Source organism: Segatella maculosa DSM 19339 = JCM 15638 (genome assembly GCF_000382385.1).
Taxonomy (GTDB): domain Bacteria; phylum Bacteroidota; class Bacteroidia; order Bacteroidales; family Bacteroidaceae; genus Prevotella; species Prevotella maculosa.
In genome coordinates this window covers 238,998-257,440 of the sequence record NZ_KB908321.1, presented here as the reverse complement: position 1 = coordinate 257,440, position 18,443 = coordinate 238,998, and the positions used below count along the sequence as shown (strand labels likewise).

Below are 18,443 nucleotides of genomic sequence, written 5' to 3'. Positions count from 1 at the left end.
ATTTTTATCAAGAATTTGTGAATTCCGAGCAGAAATCGCTGTATTTTGCCAAGAATTTTGGAATTCTGAGCAGAAAATGAGAATTTTTGTCAAGAATTTTGGAATTCTGAGCGAAATTTTCCATTTTCTGCAAAAAATTCGCGAATTCTTTACAAAATTTTCTGTTTTTTGCTTAGAATTCCAAAATTCTTGACACAATACAGCGTTTTCTGCTTAGAAACCAAGAATTCTTTACAAAAATTGTCGTTGGTTGTCCAGAAACTCGAGTTTCCGAGTAGAAATTACCGTTTCCTGATTAGAAATTCCAATTTCCGCGCGGAAATTATTGTTGGCTGCAAAAAAAATTAAACTTACCCAAGCCCTCCCAAAGGGAGGGAGCAGAAATTGGGAGCCTCCCCCGGCCCCTCCAAAGGAGGGGAGCAGAAACTGACAACCCACCCCAACCCTCCCGAAGGGAGGGAGCAGAAACTTGAGAAAATTTGTCCGCAAGCTATGGCTCCCTCCCTTTGGGAGGGCCGGGGTGGGTTCCCGCTCGTTCGCGCCCCCCTCCTTCGGAGGGGCCGGGGGAGGCTCTCCCTCTCTTATGAAAAAAGTGAGAGGAAATAGCCCAATCTATAGTATTTGTAGCATTTCAGCTTCGGCTGATTGCCGCACAGGCATGCGCGCCATGATTTCTTTCTTCGTTTCCAATAGAAATCAACGAGTGGCTGCAGATGCAGGCGCCTGATTTTGTCGGCCACGTCGAGCAGCCGCGAAAATCCCCGGAGTTCTTCGCGGAATGTATGGAGCGTCTGCAGGGCCTCTTCGGTTTTTTGCATGAAATGCGTGTTGCTCTCGAAATCTGCGAAGAGCAAGGGGTTGTCTATGTGAATGATGCGTGTGCCGGCCTGCATGAGTTGCTTCCCGAGGAGCACGTCCTCATAGCCGTAACGGCGGAAACGCTCGTCGAAGGGGTGGGCGAACGCCGTTTCACGTCGCATCAGGAGATTGGCCGTGTGGAGGTTGTGATAGGGGTGAAAATTGCGGCGGGCGAGCGTGTTGCTGTCGGCGGCTTGTTTTTCATAGAGGAATCGCAGGTTGTTGCCCTTCGCGTCGCCGAGCAGATAGCCGCCGCAGGCCACTTCATAGGCGTCGTCGAGTTCGGCGTAGCGCAGGACGAAGTCGTCTCGGCAGACGGTCATGTCGCTGTCGACAAACAGCAGCCACGCGCTCGTCGCCCGGCGCGCAAGGACGTTCCTGATGCGTGCGCGCCCGACGTTTTCACGGCGTTGCAGGTAGACGACGTTCGCGAGCTCGAGCATCTCTTTGTTGGTGAGGCGCGCGTGTGTGTCTGTGCTTCCGTCGTCGGCGACGATGATTTCGTAGCGCAGGCCCTCAATGTTTTCGCATTGCATGGCCAGCGCCTTGACGAGTGCTACACATCGGCAGTTGTAGCAGGGGACGAGTATGCTCAGTTCTGTTTTGATGTTGGCTTAGAGTTTCGCCGCCAGAAAGCGGGCCGTGATACTTTCCTTACATTGTGCGAGCGCTTCGGGTGTGCCCTCGAAAACGACGCTTCCGCCTTTGTCGCCGCCGTCGGGCCCAAGGTCAATCACATAGTCGGCGCATTTAATGACGTCCGTGTTGTGTTCGACGACCAATATTGTGTGGCCGCGCTCAATGAGGGCATTGAAAGCTCCGAGCAAACGTTGGATATCGTGGAAGTGCAGCCCGGTGGTAGGCTCGTCGAAGATAAACAGCGTCGGTTCCTGCTTTTCTTGCCCGATGAAGAAGGCCAGCTTCACGCGTTGGTTCTCGCCACCGGAAAGTGTGCTCGAATTCTGCCCGAGTTTGATGTAGCCGAGGCCGACGTCTTCCAGCGGCTTGAGTCGGGCGACGATCGTTTTCTGTTGATGCGCGGCGAAGAATGTTATGGCCTCCGAAACCGTCATGCAAAGCACGTCGTTGATGTTCTTTCCGTGGAATCTCACCTCCAGAACATCGCGCTTGAAGCGCTGGCCATGGCAACTCTCGCACTCCAATACCAAATCGGCCATGAACTGCATCTCGACGTTGATGACGCCGGCCCCCTTGCATTCCTCGCATCGTCCGCCCTCGGTGTTGAACGAAAAATACTGTGCCGTGAAGCCCATCTGCTTGGCGAGAGGCTGTTCGGCGAAGAGTTGCCTGATGCTTTCATAGGCTTTCACGTAAGTAGCCGGGTTGGAGCGCGTGCTCTTCCCGATGGGATTCTGGTCTACGAACTCCGCGTGCTTGATTTCCTGCCAATCTCCTTCGAGCGCAGTGTATTCGCCCGGTGCGTCGGCCACTTCGTCTAAGCGGCGTTTGATGGCTGGATAGAGAATGCCTTTGACGAGGCTCGACTTGCCCGATCCTGAGACGCCCGTCACGCAAGTGAACGCATTGAGTGGGATTTTGACATCGATACCGCGAAGATTGTTCATACGCGCTCCTCGTAGCTCGATCGCGCGGTTCCACTTGCGCCTCGACTTTGGTGTGGCAATTGTTTCTTGATGCGCCAGATATTTGATGGTGTGCGAGCGCGGATATTCCTCAAGCAATGCTCGGCCACTGCGCTCCAGCACGTCTGTACTTCCCTGAAAGACGACCTCGCCTCCGTGGTCGCCTGCGTCGGGACCAATATCAATTAAATAATCAGACGCTCGCATGATTTCTTCATCATGTTCTACGACCATAACGGTGTTGCCCAGTTTCTGAAGGTTTTTCAGCACGCGTATCAACCGGTCGGTGTCTCGGCTGTGAAGTCCGATGCTCGGCTCGTCGAGTATGTATAACGAACCGACAAGCGACGAGCCCAAAGACGTAGTGAGGTTGATACGCTGACTTTCGCCGCCGCTGAGCGTGCTGGACTGTCGGTTGAGTGTCAGATAACTCAGCCCGACCTCGACAAGGAAATTCAATCGGTTCTTGATTTCCGTGAGCAGCCGCTTGGCAATCTCTGCTTCGTGTTCGTCGAGCCGAAGTTCGTCGAACCACGTCTTCAACTTACCGATTGGCATCTCCACAAGTTCGGTGATGCTTCTTCCGCCCACTTTCACCCACGTGGCCTCCTGCTTGAGTTTCGTTCCGTGACAGTCGGGGCACACGGTCTTTCCTCTGTAGCGGCTCATCATCACACGATATTGTATCTTGTATTGGTTTTCCTTCACCATTTGAAAGAAAGCGTCGATACAGACCTTTTCGTGTATATCGCGGTCTTTTTCGCAAGGCAAGCCGTGCCAAAGCATGTCCTTATACTTGCGTTCAAGCTTGTAATAAGGTTCAAAGATAGGAAAGTCGTCAGCGGCTGCACGCCGGATGAATTCGGTCTGCCAGCCGCCCATCTTGTCTCCGTGCCAGCACTGTACGCAGCCTTCGTAGACACTAAGCGTCGAGTTGGGAATGACCAGCTTCTCGTCGATCCCGATTATATTCCCGAAGCCCTCGCAGGTAGGACAGGCTCCCAACGGAGAGTTGAATGAGAACATGTTGTCGTTGGGTTCTGTGAACTTGATACCGTCGGCTTCGAAGCGTGTTGAGAACTCGTAGCTGATATTGCCGGGAAGGAACACCAGTTTCAACAGCCCATCACCCTCATAGAAGGCGGTTTCGGCCGAGTCGGTCATGCGTGATATGGCGTCTTTCGTGTCATCTACACTCATGCGGGCGATAATCAGATAAAGCTCCGACGGGTCTTGCGTATCGATGTCTTCTCTGTTCAGCAGGTCTTCGATGCGCATGACCTCTCCTCGGCTGTAGAAGCGCGAATACCCTTCTTGCATGTACATCTCCAACTGCTTTCCCAGCGTTCTGCCTTCAATGACATGGAGCGGAGAGAGAATCATGAATTTCGTTCCTTTGGAATAGCCGCAGATGCAGCGGACGACATCTTCGGGCGTGTGGCGCTTCACTTCCTCGCCGCTCACGGGCGAGAACGTCCGCCCGATGCGTGCATAGAGCAGACGCATGTATTCGTAAATCTCAGTGGTGGTGCCCACGGTTGAGCGTGGATTGCGTGCGATGACCTTCTGTTCGATGGCGATGGCCGGTGGGAGTCCGTTGATGAAATCGCATTCGGGCTTACTCATGCGCCCCAAGAACTGGCGGGCATATGCCGAAAGACTCTCCACATAGCGGCGTTGCCCCTCGGCGTAGAGCGTGTCGAAGGCAAGCGACGACTTGCCCGAGCCCGAGACGCCCGTCACGGTGATGAATTGATTGCGGGGTATTTTGAGCGAAATGTTCTTGAGGTTGTTGACACGCGCTCCCTTGACTTCTATATATCCGTCCATGATAAACTTTTGCGATGTTGACGCACAAAGTTACTTATTTTCCATGACATCACGGTTATTCTTGCGGGCTAAAATGCCCAGCGTCGTATTTTTTTGCCTTTTCGTTGCCGTTTTTCCAAATAAAAGTATTAGTTTTGCACCGCAAAAGCAATGGAAAGGTGCTCGAGTGGTTGAAGAGGCACGCCTGGAAAGCGTGTAACCGCCTAAAGCGGTTCGTAGGTTCGAATCCTATCCTTTCCGCAGGTTGAGCGAGCGGTTTGTCATGAAACGCTCGCTCAATATGTTTTTATAAGTATATCCATTTTTCTTTTATTTGTTGTTTCAATGGAGGTACAATCATACCTCCAATGGAAGTACAATCATACCTCCAATGGAAGTACAATCGTACTCCCAATGGAGGTGCAATCGTACTCCCAATGGAAGTGCAATCGTACTCCCAATGGAAGTACAATCGTATTCCCATTGGGAAGGCAATCGTGTTCCCACTGGGAAGACAATCGTATTCTCACTTGGAAGGCAATCGTGTTCCCAATAGGAAGACCATTGCCTTGATATAAGGAAGCCTCGAGTATTCATATAAGGAAAGGTCGAGGATTCCTATAAGGAAAGGTCGAGGATTCCTTATAGGAAGTGGAAAGGCTTCCTTATATCAAGGCAGAGGACTGTTGAAGAGAGAGGCGGCTCGAAGATTTATCGGCCATGCAGACGGAGTTACGCAGAAAATTCGTAATTTTGCAACGCACAATCAAAACAAAGACAATGATGGACCTCATCACGAAATATTTTCCGGAGCTCACGGCCTCGCAGTGCGGACAGTTCGCAATGCTCGACGCGCTCTATCGGGATTGGAACAGCAAAATCAATGTCATCTCGCGCAAAGACATCGATAACCTCTATGAGCGGCATGTGCTGCATTCGCTTGCCATCGCAAAGGCAATTCGCTTCAAAGACGGCACGGAGATACTCGACTTCGGCACGGGCGGCGGCTTTCCCGGTATTCCGCTGGCTATTATGTTCCCGCAGTGCAAGTTCCGGTTGATTGACGGCACGGGCAAGAAGATCCGGGTGACGAACGCTGTGGCCGAGGCCTTAGGACTGCAGAACGTGGAGGCCGTGCAGTGTCGGGGCGAGGAAGAGCGGGGAAGGTTCGACTTCGTGGTGAGTCGCGCCGTGATGCCGATGCCCGACTTGATGAAGATTGTGCGCAAGAACATCCGCAAGGAACAGCGCAACGCTCTGCCCAACGGATTGCTCTGCCTCAAAGGCGGCGATTTGCAGGCAGAGCTCAAACCGTTCAGGAACATCGCCGAGGAGATGCCGCTCGATATGTTCTTCGACGAGCCGTGGTTCCGTGAAAACAAGAAACTGATTTATATCCCGATAGGTTGACTATGTTGAATATCAAACGTTTTATGTGCAACATGCTGCAGGAGAACTGCTATGTTGTCAGCGACGAGACCGGTGAGTGCGTCATCATCGACTGCGGTGCGTTCTTCGAAGCCGAGCACGCGGCCATCAAGGATTATATACGTGCCGAGGGCTTGAAGCCCGTGCATCTTTTGGCCACGCACGGGCACATCGACCACAACTTCGGCAACGGCATGGTGTTCGATGCGTATGGCTTGAAAGTGGAAGTGCATGGCAGCGATGCGTCGTTGATGCAGAACCTCAAGGCGCAGGCGCAGCAGATAGCAGGCGTGGAACTGGGGCGCGAGATGCCGCCCGTGGGGAAGTATCTCACGGGAAAGGACAAGATAGCCTTCGGCTCGCATGTGTTCTCTATCATCGAGACGCCGGGACATTCGCCCGGCAGTGTTTTCTTTTATGACGAAGAGGAGCACGTGGCCTTTTCGGGCGATACGCTTTTCCGGTGTTCCATCGGAAGAACCGACTTGCCGGGCGGTTCGATGTTCCAGATGATACAGAGTCTTCGCATCGTCTGCCAGCTGCCCGACACCACGAGAATCTATCCCGGACACGGCCCCGAGACCACCATCGGTGCCGAGCTTGCCGGCAATCCCTATCTTGACCGCTAAGCCATGCCGACGAACAAAGCCGAGAAAATCATATTGGGCATCGACCCGGGAACGAACGTCATGGGCTACGGCCTGCTTCGAGTGGTGGGAAACAAGGCGAAGATGGAGGCCATGGGTGTCATCGACCTGCGCAAGATGACCGACCCGTATCTGCGGCTGGGCTATATCTCCGAGCGGGTGACGAGCATCATTGAGTCTTATCTGCCCGACGAAATGGCCATCGAGGCACCGTTCTTCGGTAAGAACGTGCAATCCATGCTGAAGCTGGGGCGTGCGCAAGGAGTAGCCATTGCAGCGGCCATTCGCCACGACGTGCCTATCCATGAGTATGCGCCGCTGAAAATCAAGATGGCCATCACCGGTCAGGGACAGGCCTCCAAGGAGCAAGTGGCAGGCATGTTGCAACGCATGCTGCATTTAGATGAAAAGGATATGCCCGATTTCATGGATGCCACAGACGCCTTGGCAGCAGCTTATTGCCACTTCCTGCAGATGGGCCGACCGGAAACCGGTGCCCGACATTATAACGGTTGGAAAGATTTTGTCGTGAAGAACAAACAGGTCGTTTCCAAGGCTTCACAACCCATGGTGAAGACCACGAGGACGCACAAAATCCCATAATATGGAGAAGATTGTACAAATGAGAAAAGAAGTAAAAGCAGCACTGTTTGACTTAGACGGCGTGGTGTTCAACACCGAACCGCAATATACGGAGTTCTGGCGAACACAATGCCGGCTGTATCACCCCGATATGCCGGGATTGGAGAACGAAATCAAGGGGCAGACACTCGTTGAAATCTATGAGAAATACTTTGCCGACGTGAAAGAAGAGCAGGTAAAGATTACCGAGAGACTCAATCAATTCGAGGCCGACATGCGCTTTGACTATGTGGACGGCCTCGTGGACTTCGTTGCTGATTTACGCCTCCACGGCGTCAAGACGGCCGTCGTGACGAGCAGCAATGTTGTCAAGATGGAGCGGGTCTACGCCAAACGCCCGGAATTCAAGCATATGTTTGACCGTGTGTTGACCAGCGAAGACTTCACGGCAAGCAAACCCGCCCCGGCTCCCTACCTGAAGGGCGCCGAGTGCTTCAACCTTTCCCCGTCGCTGTGCGTAGGCTTTGAAGACAGTTTCAACGGCTTGAAGTCGGTCCGCAGTGCCGGAGAATTCACCGTGGGGCTGGCTACGACCAATCCTGCCGAAGCCATCAGACCCTACGCCGACGTGGTTATTCCCGACTACATCGGCAAGGGCTACGATTGGCTGGCAGCCGAGTTTGCCCGATAACATAACGCTGAAAGACGAAACAACATGGGATATTTAGCTACTGACAAGAAGAAAATCACATCAAGAACATTCACGGAGATGAAGCAGGCGGGTGAGAAGATCACGATGCTCACGGCCTATGACTACACGACGGCTGGGATTATCGATGCCGCCGGCATTGACGGCATCTTGGTCGGCGACTCGGCCTCCAATGTGATGGCCGGCAACAAAGACACCCTGCCCATCAGTATAGACCAGATGATTTATCACGCCGCAGCCGTAGCCCGTGCCTGCGAGCATTGTCTTGTGGTGTGCGACATGCCGTTCGGCAGCTATCAGGTGAGCCGTTCGGAAGGCGTCAGGAATGCCATCCGGATAATGAAAGAGACGGGTGTCGATGCCTTGAAAATGGAAGGCGGCATCGAAATCATGGATACCGTGCGAGGCATCATCGAAGCAGGCATTCCCGTGATGGGCCACTTAGGACTTACGCCGCAGAGCGTGCATAAGTTCGGGGGCTACGGCCTTCGCGCCAAGGAAGCAGCCGAGGCCGAGAGACTCTTGGCCGACGCACGCGCACTTGATGAAGCCGGCTGCTTCGCCATCACGCTGGAGAAGGTGCCTGCCAAGGTGGCTGCCGAGGTGACGAAGGCGGTGAGCTGTGCCACTATCGGCATCGGCGCCGGCCACGAGACCGACGGGCAAATCCTTGTCTATGCCGACGCCTTGGGCATGACACGGGACTTCAAGCCGAAGTTCCTGCGCCATTTTGCCGACGTGAACCGGTGCATGACCGACGGCGTTCAGGAATATATCCGCACCGTGAAAGACTGTTCTTTCCCAAGCGTGGACGAAAGTTACTGACGGACGGGACATGCCTGCCGACAGCACGATTTGACAATATATACTTTCGTGGGGTACAATATATACTATTGTGGGGCACAATATATACTTTCGTCAACTACGACTCATACTTCCGTGGGGCACGACTTATACTTCCGTAGTCCACGACTCATACTTCCGTCAAAAACCAAGTCGGGGTTTGTGGGAAATAAAAACAGACGAATTGCGTTATAGCAATGATGAAACGATTTATATGGAGCGGCATTCTGTGGGCCGCATTGCTTTCCCTGTCGTCCTGCAATGACGATGAGACTTTCTCGACATCGCGGGCAGACCGACTGGCGTTCTCGGCGGAGACGGTCAGCCTTGATACGCTTTTCTCAAACACTTCTTCGGCCACGCATCAGTTCTGGGTGTATAACCCGAACCGTTCGGGGCTGCGTTTCGCCAATATACGACTGGCACGTGGCAATCAGACGGGCTTCAGGGTCAATGTGAACGGCTGGCCTTTGAATGGGAACAACGGGTTTCAAGCAAGCAATATGATGCTTTATCGTGGCGACAGCCTGCGCGTGTTTGTAGAGGCTACGGCCCGACGAAACGTCGGAGACGGCCCGCAGGAGTTTACCGACGACCTTGTCTTCACGTTGGAGAGCGGCGTGGAGCAACGTGTAAAGCTGCGGGCATGGAGTTGGAATGCGACGCGTTACGACTTCATGGACATCAAGCGCGACACGACGCTCGACAGTCCTTTGCGCCCCATTGTCGTTTCGCGGGGAATCAAAGTGCACGAAGGGGCCACGCTGACCATCGAAGCCGGTACGACGCTTTATTTCGACCATGCTGCCGGAATAGACGTCCACGGGCGGCTGGTCATAGGCGGAGCACCGGGCAAGGAAGTGGTGTTGCGTGGCAGTCGCTTGGACAGAATGTTCGATTATCTGCCCTACGACCGTGTCAGCGGGCAGTGGCAGGGCCTGCATTTCTATGGTTCTTCCCTTCAGAACAGGCTGGCGTATGCCGACGTTCATGGCTGTCAAGACGGTATCGTGTGCGACAGCAGCGACGTGAACGTTGAAAAGCTGAGGCTCGAGCAGGTCACGGTGCACAACTGTCAGGGCGACGGCGTGCGGCTGGTCAACAGTAAGGCCACGCTCGTCAACTGCCAATTGACGAACAGTCTGGGCAACTGCCTCTCGGTCGATGGCGGGGCTGTGGCGGTGAATGCCTGTACGATAGCGCAGTTTTATCCTTTCGACGGCAATCGGGGTGCGGCCTTGTGCATCGCTTCGAACCAGCCTTTGCGGTCATTAAAGGTGGAGAACAGCCTTGTAACCGGTTACGCAAGCGAGCAAATCGAGTTCGTTAAAGATGAAAAGAACACGTTGGCCTATCATTTCGACCATTGCCTGTTGCGCACGCCGAAGGTGCAGTCGGCCGACAGTCTGAACTATACGAACGTGACGTATGAGCAGCCTTCGGACACCGTCTCCATGGGCACGAAGCTCTTTGTCAAGGTGGATGGCGACAGGCAGGATTATGATTTCCACCTGAGCAAGCCGTCGGCGGCAAGGAATAAGGGCAACGCGGCCCGTATGCCGCTCGTCGACCGCGACGGAAAAAGGCGAAGCGGAGCCACAGATTTAGGTGCTTTTGCATATCCATAAAGGCTTAAGGGCTGGCAAACTTTTACTCCTCTTTTTAGCAATCATTCTATCTTTCCGGAAAAAGGTATATACCTTTTTATCATAAAGAGTCTGTCCTCAATTCCTTAAAAAGATGGATTAATTTGGCGAATTAGCACCTTTTTTGTAATTTTGTGGTTGATATAATAAAAGATGAATGCGCGTTTATCTCATATTTTGCAGATAAGTTTTGCAGTAACCTTTCTATTACTGCACACTCCTTTCGAGTCGGAGGCTTTAGATATTCCGAGGCCAGACAAAGAACTATTACAGCGGGTTTTCTCCTATTCCACGAAAGTTGATAGTGGAGATATAAAGTGTGAAACTACTTATTCCTATACCAAATACTCCCTGTATATCCGTAAGCGCAATATAACTCTTTTAGCCGTGCCCACCATGTGGGCTGTTGCGCATGGAGGAAAGCGTCATTACTTAGGTGAGAACTATGAACAAATCAAAATATCAAATAAAAACCAATCTGAAGTACAACGCCTTATCGGACTTTCTACAATTCCTTCACATAGAGAAAGTCTCACTACGGTGTCGAAGTACCTAACCCCGGACATCTATGCCCCGACTATCTTCAAAGATAATATACTTTCCCCTTTTCATGTTGCCAATCAGCAATACTATCATTATCAAGTGACATTCCTTCTCAACGGTACTGCACGTATCAATTTTCGTCCAAAAGTCGATAACACACAATTAGTACGTGGGCAAGCTTTGGTCAATTATAGCGATGGTCGAATTATCAGTATGACCTTAGATGGTGAATATGACATGGTAACGTTTTCCTTAGGATTACTTATGGGAACTACCGGTACGAAGTCTTTATTGCCTTCAGACATAAAGCTCAATTGCAAATTCAATTTTCTGGGAAATATCACAGAGGGGAGTTATCGCTCAATATATAATCTACCGGAAGTGATACCGGATAGTGTGCTCAAGAATAACAGTAACTATATGGAACTTGTCCGTCCTATTCCATTGACGAATCGGGAAAAAGAACTATATGCCACAGAACAAAGGAGCAAGGAGCATAAGGATTCTGTTGGCCGAACTCTATCTGAAAAGAAGCATCTCTGGAAACATATCCTATGGGACATTGTGGGAAATAATGTCGTCAACAGAATTAAAAGTGATTTCGGAAAGAATAATGAAGGCTATTTACGCATCAATCCTATTTTGAATCCTCTATACATGGGCTATGACTATAAACGAGGCTTCACCTATAAGTTTGATGTCCGTCTCAATTATATGTTCAGCCCGAACATTATACTTACGACACGACTGAAGGCGGGTTATTCTTTCAAACAAAAGCAACCTCATATTTCTGTGCCTACAATGTTTTGGTACAATAAGAATCGTAATGGTTATATACAATTGGAGATAGGTAATGGGAATTGGATTTCAAACGGTAATGCTGCAAATTATGCCCGAAAGGAAGTCGGTGATTCTGTTATCAACCAATATCCACGCATTTATTATTTCAAAGACAGTTATGCCAAAATATTAAACAACTATGACATAAATGCCCATTGGGGAATTCAAGCCGGATTAATTTTTCACCGGAGAAAAGCTGTAGAACCGGAAGTGTATAAGAAAGCAAGAATGCCTCTTCAATATATTTCTGTGGCTCCTCTTTTTGAATTACAATGGAGACCCACGGGATGGTATGGACCTTATGTTGTATTAGATTACGAACGAGGCATTAAACATTTTTTGAAAGGAGACATTGACTATGAACGTTGGGAACTTGATGCACAGTGGAAACTCAAGTTGCAACAACTTAAAACTCTACAGATGCGTATGGGAGTGGGTTGTTACACCTTACAAGACGGACACACTTTCTTCTTAGACTACAGTAACTTTCGCGAGAACCATGTCCCCGGAGGTTGGAACGATGATTGGAGTGGAGAATTCGAATTACTGAATTCAGATAAATATAATGAATCACGCTGGTACATGCGGGGAAATATAACATACGAAAGCCCTTTGTTGGCAGTCTCACATCTGCCATGGGCGGGACACTTTATCGAAATGGAAAGACTATATGCTAGTATTCTTGCCTCAAAAAACTGTCACCCATATATAGAATTAGGCTATGGATTTACCACACGTTTGTTTTCAATGGGGTTGTTTCTAAGCAATGACAGTGGAGAAATCAAGGAATTCGGTTGTAAATTCGGTTTTGAACTTTTTAGACATTGGTAATGCATAATTTGACTGTATACAGGGCAAGTGCAGGTTCTGGAAAGACCTTTACACTTGCAGTACAATATATCCGGCTTCTGATTGAAAATCCGCATGCTTATCGGAACACATTGGCTGTAACCTTTACAAACAAGGCTACAGAAGAGATGAAGATGCGCATACTAACCCAATTATATGGAATATCAAGAGGCCTGAAAGAAAGTAAACCTTATTTGGATAACATAAGGTTGCTTACATCTTTAGATAAGAATGTCATCATCAATAATGCAAAATATGCGCTCAGTGAACTCGTCCACAACTATAGCTATTTTCGTGTAGAGACTATTGATGCTTTCTTCCAGACGGTTTTAAGAAACTTAGCACGTGAACTTGAACTAACAGCCAACCTGCGTATAGAACTTAATGATACACAAGTAGAACAGCAGGCTGTTGATCAGCTCATTGAAGATTTGAATGATTCCTCTCTCCTACTCTCATGGATTCTTGAGTACATTCATGAGAATATGGACGATGACAAATCATGGAATGTCATTGCACAGATCAAGCATTTTGGCATGAATATATTCAAAGAATACTATAAGAGGAACCGACAGAAAATAAAGGAAGTGTTTGAAGAAAAGGATTTTTTTAAGCACTATACAAGTCGTTTAAGAACAATTCGAGCAGAAGCTGACAAGCAAATTAGGAAATGTGGGACTGATTTCTTCACCATGATAGAACTGAACGGCTTCTCTATCAGCGATTTCTCAAATGGAAGTCGTGGCGTTTGTGGTTATTTTCTAAAGTTACAGTCTGGAGATTTCATTGATGATGAAAAGGTTTATAATAAAACTGCAGAAGTTGCTTCCTCAGACCCGACAAAGTGGGTTATCAAAAAGAGAGCTTATGCGGGCGATCCCATCTATGATCTTGTCTGCAGTCAATTGATGCCAATGCTTGTAAAAGCAGAAAAGAAAAGGAAACAACAGACTCGGCTTTACAAAAGTGCAGAACTAACTCTCCGACATCTCAATCAATTAAGATTACTTGATAGTATCGGAGATAAGGTGGAAGAACTAAACCGCGAGTTAAACCGCTTTATGCTAAGTGATACCCAAACGCTGTTGCGTTCGATGATTGCTGAAGATGATTCTCCTTTTATCTTTGAGAAGATCGGAACTCAGTTGAAGAATATCATGGTTGATGAGTTTCAAGACACAAGTACCATACAGTGGGAGAATTTTAGAGTGTTATTGCGTGAGACCATGAGCCATGACAACAGCAACCTTATAGTTGGTGATGTGAAACAAAGCATTTATCGTTGGCGATCGGGAGATTGGAGACTGCTCAACGATATTGAACACGAGTTCAATACACAGGAAATACACATTATACCTCTGAAAACCAATCGCAGATCTGAGAAAAGAATCATCACCTTTAACAATGTTTTTTTTGAGAAAGCTTCACATCAGGAATACCTACAACTAAAGGAATTGACGGAAGAAAATGCAGAACAATTAAAAAAGGCTTACCAAGATGTTACACAGGATATTCCACAAGGAAAAGATGATGTGGGAACTGTTGAGATCAAGCTACTCACAAATAACAAAGAATATAATCAAGAAACGCTGCGTCTCATGACAGACAAAGTTCAAGAACTTATTGATGCCGGTGTCAAAGAAAGAGATATAGCCATACTTGTCAGAACAAATTCTATAATCCAAGAAGTGGGCGACTACTTCCTGCAATACAAACCAAATATACATCTTGTGTCCGAAGAAGCATTCCACCTTGATGCGTCTCAAGCCGTAAATATGATTATCTGCGGTATGATGATACTGGATAATCCGAATGATACTATAACAACAGCAACTCTTGTCAAACTATATGCTAAGTCCAATGCCGATGTCCAAGTGACAGACAGCGAAATCCTGTTAAAAGGAAAAGCCATGGAAGACGCTCTCCCCAAGGATTTCCTCAATAAAAGAACATATCTGTTGAGTTTATCTCTCATTGACATGGCGGAAGCACTTTATAAAATTTTCAATCTACAGTCTCTCTCCGGGCAGACTGCTTATATCTGCACATTCTATGATAAACTCAATGAATTCATGCAGGATGGCATACCCGATTTACATAGCTTCTTGGAACAATGGGCCGATAGTCTTCACAGTTGTTCCATTCAAAGCAGCAACAATGAGGGCATCAACCTTGTTACAATCCACAAGAGCAAGGGACTTGAATTCGACCATGTCATCATACCTTTTTGTGATTGGCAACTTGAGAAGAATAATATAATATGGTGCAAGCCTCAGGAGGCTCCATTCAATGCTTTGCCGATAGTCCCTATAGATTTCAGCAAGAAAAAAATGACGAACTCCATCTACGAACAGGATTATATCTACGAACATTTCCAAAACGTGGTCGACAATCTTAACTTGCTTTATGTTGCTTTTACGCGGGCAGGAAAGGGGCTTTATATATATGGAAAGAAGGGAGACAATGGTAGCGGACGTTCTTGGATCATAGAAAACTGCCTGCAAGATATCGCCACAACCTTGCAAGCACAGTTCTTTGCTCCAAACAATAACGAAGAACCTATATGTTTCTCATATGGAAGCGGCGTGTCGGCTTCACCAAAAAAACAAAATAATGCTTCAGAAAATATATTCAATCGGTCTGCAACAGACATAGATATCATTATTGAAAACTATGAAAGTAAGCTGCAATTCAGGCAGAGTAATAAAAGTAAAGACTTCATTCGTATCGGTGAGGAAGCCGAAGACGAATTGAAAGAGAAAAGCTATATTCAATTAGGCAATATCATGCATAAGATTTTCTCGACCATCAAGACTACTGATGATATGGATATTGCATTAAAAGAACTTGAAGAGGAGGGTGTTTTATACAATAAAGTCATCACACAAGAAAAGTTAAGAAAAACCATCACCGACCGTCTTAATGATCCCAGAGTGTCCACTTGGTTCTCTAATCATTGGACATTATTCAACGAATGCAGTATTTTGAAACTCAACCCACTTACCGACAAGGTTGAAGTACGACGCCCAGACCGTGTCATGACCGATGGTAATGAAATGATTGTGGTCGACTATAAATTTGGGAAACCACAAGCGGAACATAAAATCCAGGTTGCAGAATACATGGCACTGTTAAAAGACATAGGATATAGCAATATCTCCGGCTATATTTGGTATCTGTTTCCCAATAAAATCATTAAACTATGAACAAGACGTTTCTACAATATGTGGCAGAGGACATACTAAGGAAACATGACACGAACCTTTCACGCACCGCAGTCGTCTTCCCCAACAAGCGTGCCTCGTTATTCTTAAACGAAGAGTTGGCACGTCATGCTGGCCAACCGCTATGGAGTCCTGCCTATATAACTATCAGCGACCTGTTTCGTGAATACTCCGAAAGAATGGTTGCCGACCCAATCAAACTCATTTGCGACCTACATAAAGTCTTCAATTCATGTACCGGAAGTGATGAAACGCTTGATAGATTCTATGGTTGGGGACAGGTGTTACTGACAGACTTTGATGATATTGACAAAAACATGGGAGATGCGCATCAGATTTTTGTCAATCTGAAGAACATGCACGAGCTTGATGATGTATCCTATCTGACAGATGAACAAAAAGAATTGCTGAAGAAGTTCTTTGATAATTTCTCTGATGACATGGAATCCAAGCTCAAAGAGAGATTTATCAACCTTTGGAGTAATTTCGAAGAGATATATACACAATTCAAAGAATGCTTATATCGACAGGGACTTACCTACGAAGGTGCCCTTTACAGAGAAGTCGTTGAGAAGAAGCAGATAGACTTCAGATACGACGACTATATTTTCGTAGGTTTCAACATGATGCAGGCCGTGGAACAGAAGCTCTGTGAACGACTTAAAGCATTGGGGAAGGCACACTTCTATTGGGACTTCGATGATTATTACATGCGTGAACATAACGGTATAAACCATGAGGCCGGAACCTATATCCGGCAATACCTGCAACAATTCCCCAACGAACTCGATGCTTCTGACAAGGATATATATCATAATTTCGATAAGCCCAAAGACATTACTTATTTGAGTGCCATGACGGAAAACATTCAGACCCGGTTTATCAGTACATGGCTGAAAGACAAGAAACGTATCGAGGACGGACGACGCACAGCCATCATCATGGCCGACGAGCGTCTACTGCCAACCGTCGTCCATTGTATTCCTTCCGAGGTTAAGCATGTGAATATCACCACGGGCTACCCACTGCAGTATTCTCCTGTCACATCGTTTGTCAAAATGCTCATCAACCTCCAGACAATAGGGTTCAACACAAGCAGAAACACATTCAGCAAAAAGTGGAAGACAATGCTCTTGCGCCATCCCTACATGCAATACGTTCAAGATACCAATATGGTGTTTGGAAAAGCATACGGGGATGTAGCATCAATGAACACATGGCTTGTCGGCCTGCTGCAGGAAATCGGCCACGGTTATGCGTCTGCATCGGGAGAAGACCCGTTCGTGCAGGAAGCCATCTTTCGAATGTATACCCTCTTCAATCGTTTAGAAACGCTGATTGTGTCGGGAGATCTCGAAGCCGATCTCAACATCTACAACAAGCTCATCAACCAGCTCATCGCGTCGACTTCGGTCCCTTTCCACGGAGAACCTGTCGCTGGGCTGCAAATCATGGGCGTATTGGAGACCCGAAACCTCGATTTCGACCACATACTTGTCCTCTCGTGCAACGAAGGAAACATGCCCAAGGGAGTCAACGACACTTCCTTCATTCCTTATGCCATCAGAAAGGCTTTCGGACTGACGACCATTGACAACAAGGTCGCCATATACGCATATTATTTCCACAGCCTGCTGCAACGGGCAACCGACATTACTTTGTCATACAACAAGGCTACCAGCCGAACCAGCACGGGCGAGATGAGTCGTTTCATGCTCCAGCTGATGGTCGAGGGCCCGCAGGAGATTCATTTCAAGAACCTTAATGCCCAACAAACGCCGATGCGCAGTCGGAAACTGGCCGTTGCAAAGAACGAGGAAGTGATGAACGTCGTCAACGCCCTTCATCGGATTTCGCCGACAGCCTTAAGTGCCTATCTGCGCTGCCGGTTGAGATTCTACTATCGCTACATTGCCGGGATAAAAGAGCCCGATAACGAAAGCGAAGAAATCGACAACCGCATATTCGGCAACATCTTTCACCGGGCCGCGGAACTGTTTTATACCGATAAAAACCACGGCGGAATCATTCATGCAGACGACATTGAAGCCGCATTGAAAGACAAATCCTTGTTGGAAAGGCTCGTCGACAAGGCATTCAAAGAGAAACTTTTCGAGGTCGAGGCCGACAAGAACGTCACATACAACGGATTGCAGCTCATCAACCGGCAAGTCATCATCGATTATCTTAGAAAACTGTTACGGATAGACTGCAAACTCACCCCGTTTGCCATACTCGGATTGGAAGAGCCCGTAGAAAAAGCCTTTCACATCGATACTTCCTGCGGGGCAAAGCAAATATATCTGTTTGGGAACATCGACCGTATCGACAAGGTAGAGACTGAAGGCCGCGCGCGCATCCGTGTCGTCGATTACAAAACCGGCAGCAACGCCGACATGAAAGTAAAAAGCATAGACGACATTTTTAATCCGGAGAAAATCGAAAACCACACCGATTATTACCTGCAAGCCATTCTCTATGCGCTCATACTGCGCGACAGCCACTCGCTCAATCCGTCTTCTCTCCCCGTCAGTCCGGCCTTGCTCTTTATCCAGCACACTGCTGGGAATGATTACAACCCGACATTGCTACTCGACAAGCAGCCCATCATGGACGTTGCCGACTATCGGGAAGAATTCACCGACCATCTGAAGCAACTCATAGAAGAGATTTTCAATCCCGACGTTCCGTTCTCCCCGACGCGAAATACAAAGCAATGCCAATATTGTCCTTATCGGAACATCTGTGGTTAGCAGGTGATAAATTCTTCTGTCCTTCCGGTCACTTTGTCATCTCAGCCATATTACCGTGCAATCTCAGCCATATTGCGTGGTAAAGTGGCTGATTTTAGCCCACAATAT

General features: G+C 48.2%; 12 protein-coding genes and 1 tRNA gene. 11 read left to right on the top strand and 2 right to left on the bottom strand.

Going from position 1 to position 18,443, the window contains the following annotated elements:
- Positions 1-581 precede the first annotated feature (581 nt).
- Together H164_RS0104720 and uvrA are read right to left on the bottom strand one after the other, a co-directional pair.
- Positions 582-1,448 carry a glycosyltransferase family 2 protein gene (locus H164_RS0104720; protein WP_081622260.1) on the bottom strand — a complete coding sequence of 289 codons (867 nt, stop codon included), beginning with the start codon at positions 1,446-1,448 and terminating at the stop codon, positions 582-584.
- A gap of 24 nt (positions 1,449-1,472) precedes the next feature.
- Complete coding sequence (gene uvrA / locus H164_RS0104715) at positions 1,473-4,292, bottom strand: excinuclease ABC subunit UvrA (RefSeq protein WP_019967549.1); 2,820 nt, start codon at positions 4,290-4,292, stop codon at positions 1,473-1,475.
- 152 nt (positions 4,293-4,444) lie between these two features.
- On the opposite strand from uvrA, the gene H164_RS0104710 reads away from it, so the two are divergent.
- From H164_RS0104710 to H164_RS0104665, 11 genes are all read left to right on the top strand, one after another.
- A tRNA-Ser gene (locus tag H164_RS0104710) sits at positions 4,445-4,532 on the top strand.
- A gap of 107 nt (positions 4,533-4,639) precedes the next feature.
- Entirely contained in the window at positions 4,640-4,849 is a 210-nt protein-coding gene (locus H164_RS14410; RefSeq protein WP_019967548.1) for a hypothetical protein, read from the top strand.
- Between the two features lie 202 nt (positions 4,850-5,051).
- Complete coding sequence (gene rsmG, locus H164_RS0104705; protein WP_025830002.1) at positions 5,052-5,681, top strand: 16S rRNA (guanine(527)-N(7))-methyltransferase RsmG; 630 nt, start codon at positions 5,052-5,054, stop codon at positions 5,679-5,681.
- 2 nt (positions 5,682-5,683) lie between these two features.
- Positions 5,684-6,328: an MBL fold metallo-hydrolase gene (locus H164_RS0104700; RefSeq protein WP_025830001.1), complete on the top strand. Its 645-nt coding sequence runs from the start codon at positions 5,684-5,686 to the stop codon at positions 6,326-6,328.
- Between the two features lie 3 nt (positions 6,329-6,331).
- On the top strand, positions 6,332-6,949 hold the full coding sequence (ruvC, locus tag H164_RS0104695) for a crossover junction endodeoxyribonuclease RuvC (protein WP_008566472.1): 618 nt from the start codon (positions 6,332-6,334) through the stop codon (positions 6,947-6,949).
- A gap of 19 nt (positions 6,950-6,968) precedes the next feature.
- On the top strand, positions 6,969-7,619 hold the full coding sequence (locus tag H164_RS0104690; RefSeq protein WP_025830000.1) for an HAD family hydrolase: 651 nt from the start codon (positions 6,969-6,971) through the stop codon (positions 7,617-7,619).
- Between the two features lie 24 nt (positions 7,620-7,643).
- Complete coding sequence (panB, locus tag H164_RS0104685; RefSeq protein WP_019967544.1) at positions 7,644-8,462, top strand: 3-methyl-2-oxobutanoate hydroxymethyltransferase; 819 nt, start codon at positions 7,644-7,646, stop codon at positions 8,460-8,462.
- Between the two features lie 215 nt (positions 8,463-8,677).
- Positions 8,678-10,108 (top strand): right-handed parallel beta-helix repeat-containing protein, encoded by a 1,431-nt coding sequence (locus H164_RS0104680; protein ID WP_019967543.1) that lies wholly within the window; start codon positions 8,678-8,680, stop codon positions 10,106-10,108.
- Between the two features lie 171 nt (positions 10,109-10,279).
- Positions 10,280-12,340, top strand: coding sequence for a DUF5686 family protein (locus tag H164_RS0104675; protein ID WP_019967542.1), 2,061 nt, complete (start codon positions 10,280-10,282; stop codon positions 12,338-12,340).
- Entirely contained in the window at positions 12,340-15,564 is a 3,225-nt protein-coding gene (locus H164_RS0104670) for a UvrD-helicase domain-containing protein (protein WP_019967541.1), read from the top strand. The genes H164_RS0104675 and H164_RS0104670 overlap by 1 nt, the downstream gene beginning before the upstream one ends.
- Entirely contained in the window at positions 15,561-18,335 is a 2,775-nt protein-coding gene (locus H164_RS0104665) for a PD-(D/E)XK nuclease family protein (RefSeq protein WP_019967540.1), read from the top strand. The genes H164_RS0104670 and H164_RS0104665 overlap by 4 nt, the downstream gene beginning before the upstream one ends.
- Positions 18,336-18,443 lie beyond the last annotated feature (108 nt).

Excerpts from the sequence above, each read along its gene's own strand:
- ruvC (WP_008566472.1), top strand. The coding sequence starts at position 6,332 with ATGCCGACGAACAAAGCCGAGAAAATCATATTGGGCATCGACCCGGGA.
- rsmG (WP_025830002.1), top strand. The coding sequence starts at position 5,052 with ATGATGGACCTCATCACGAAATATTTTCCGGAGCTCACGGCCTCGCAG.
- H164_RS0104665 (WP_019967540.1), top strand. The coding sequence starts at position 15,561 with ATGAACAAGACGTTTCTACAATATGTGGCAGAGGACATACTAAGGAAA.
- H164_RS0104700 (WP_025830001.1), top strand. The coding sequence starts at position 5,684 with ATGTTGAATATCAAACGTTTTATGTGCAACATGCTGCAGGAGAACTGC.
- H164_RS0104675 (WP_019967542.1), top strand. The coding sequence starts at position 10,280 with ATGAATGCGCGTTTATCTCATATTTTGCAGATAAGTTTTGCAGTAACC.
- H164_RS14410 (WP_019967548.1), top strand. The coding sequence starts at position 4,640 with ATGGAAGTACAATCATACCTCCAATGGAAGTACAATCGTACTCCCAAT.
- H164_RS0104670 (WP_019967541.1), top strand. The coding sequence starts at position 12,340 with ATGCATAATTTGACTGTATACAGGGCAAGTGCAGGTTCTGGAAAGACC.
- H164_RS0104690 (WP_025830000.1), top strand. The coding sequence starts at position 6,969 with ATGAGAAAAGAAGTAAAAGCAGCACTGTTTGACTTAGACGGCGTGGTG.
- H164_RS0104680 (WP_019967543.1), top strand. The coding sequence starts at position 8,678 with ATGATGAAACGATTTATATGGAGCGGCATTCTGTGGGCCGCATTGCTT.
- panB (WP_019967544.1), top strand. The coding sequence starts at position 7,644 with ATGGGATATTTAGCTACTGACAAGAAGAAAATCACATCAAGAACATTC.
- uvrA (WP_019967549.1), bottom strand. The coding sequence starts at position 4,292 with ATGGACGGATATATAGAAGTCAAGGGAGCGCGTGTCAACAACCTCAAG.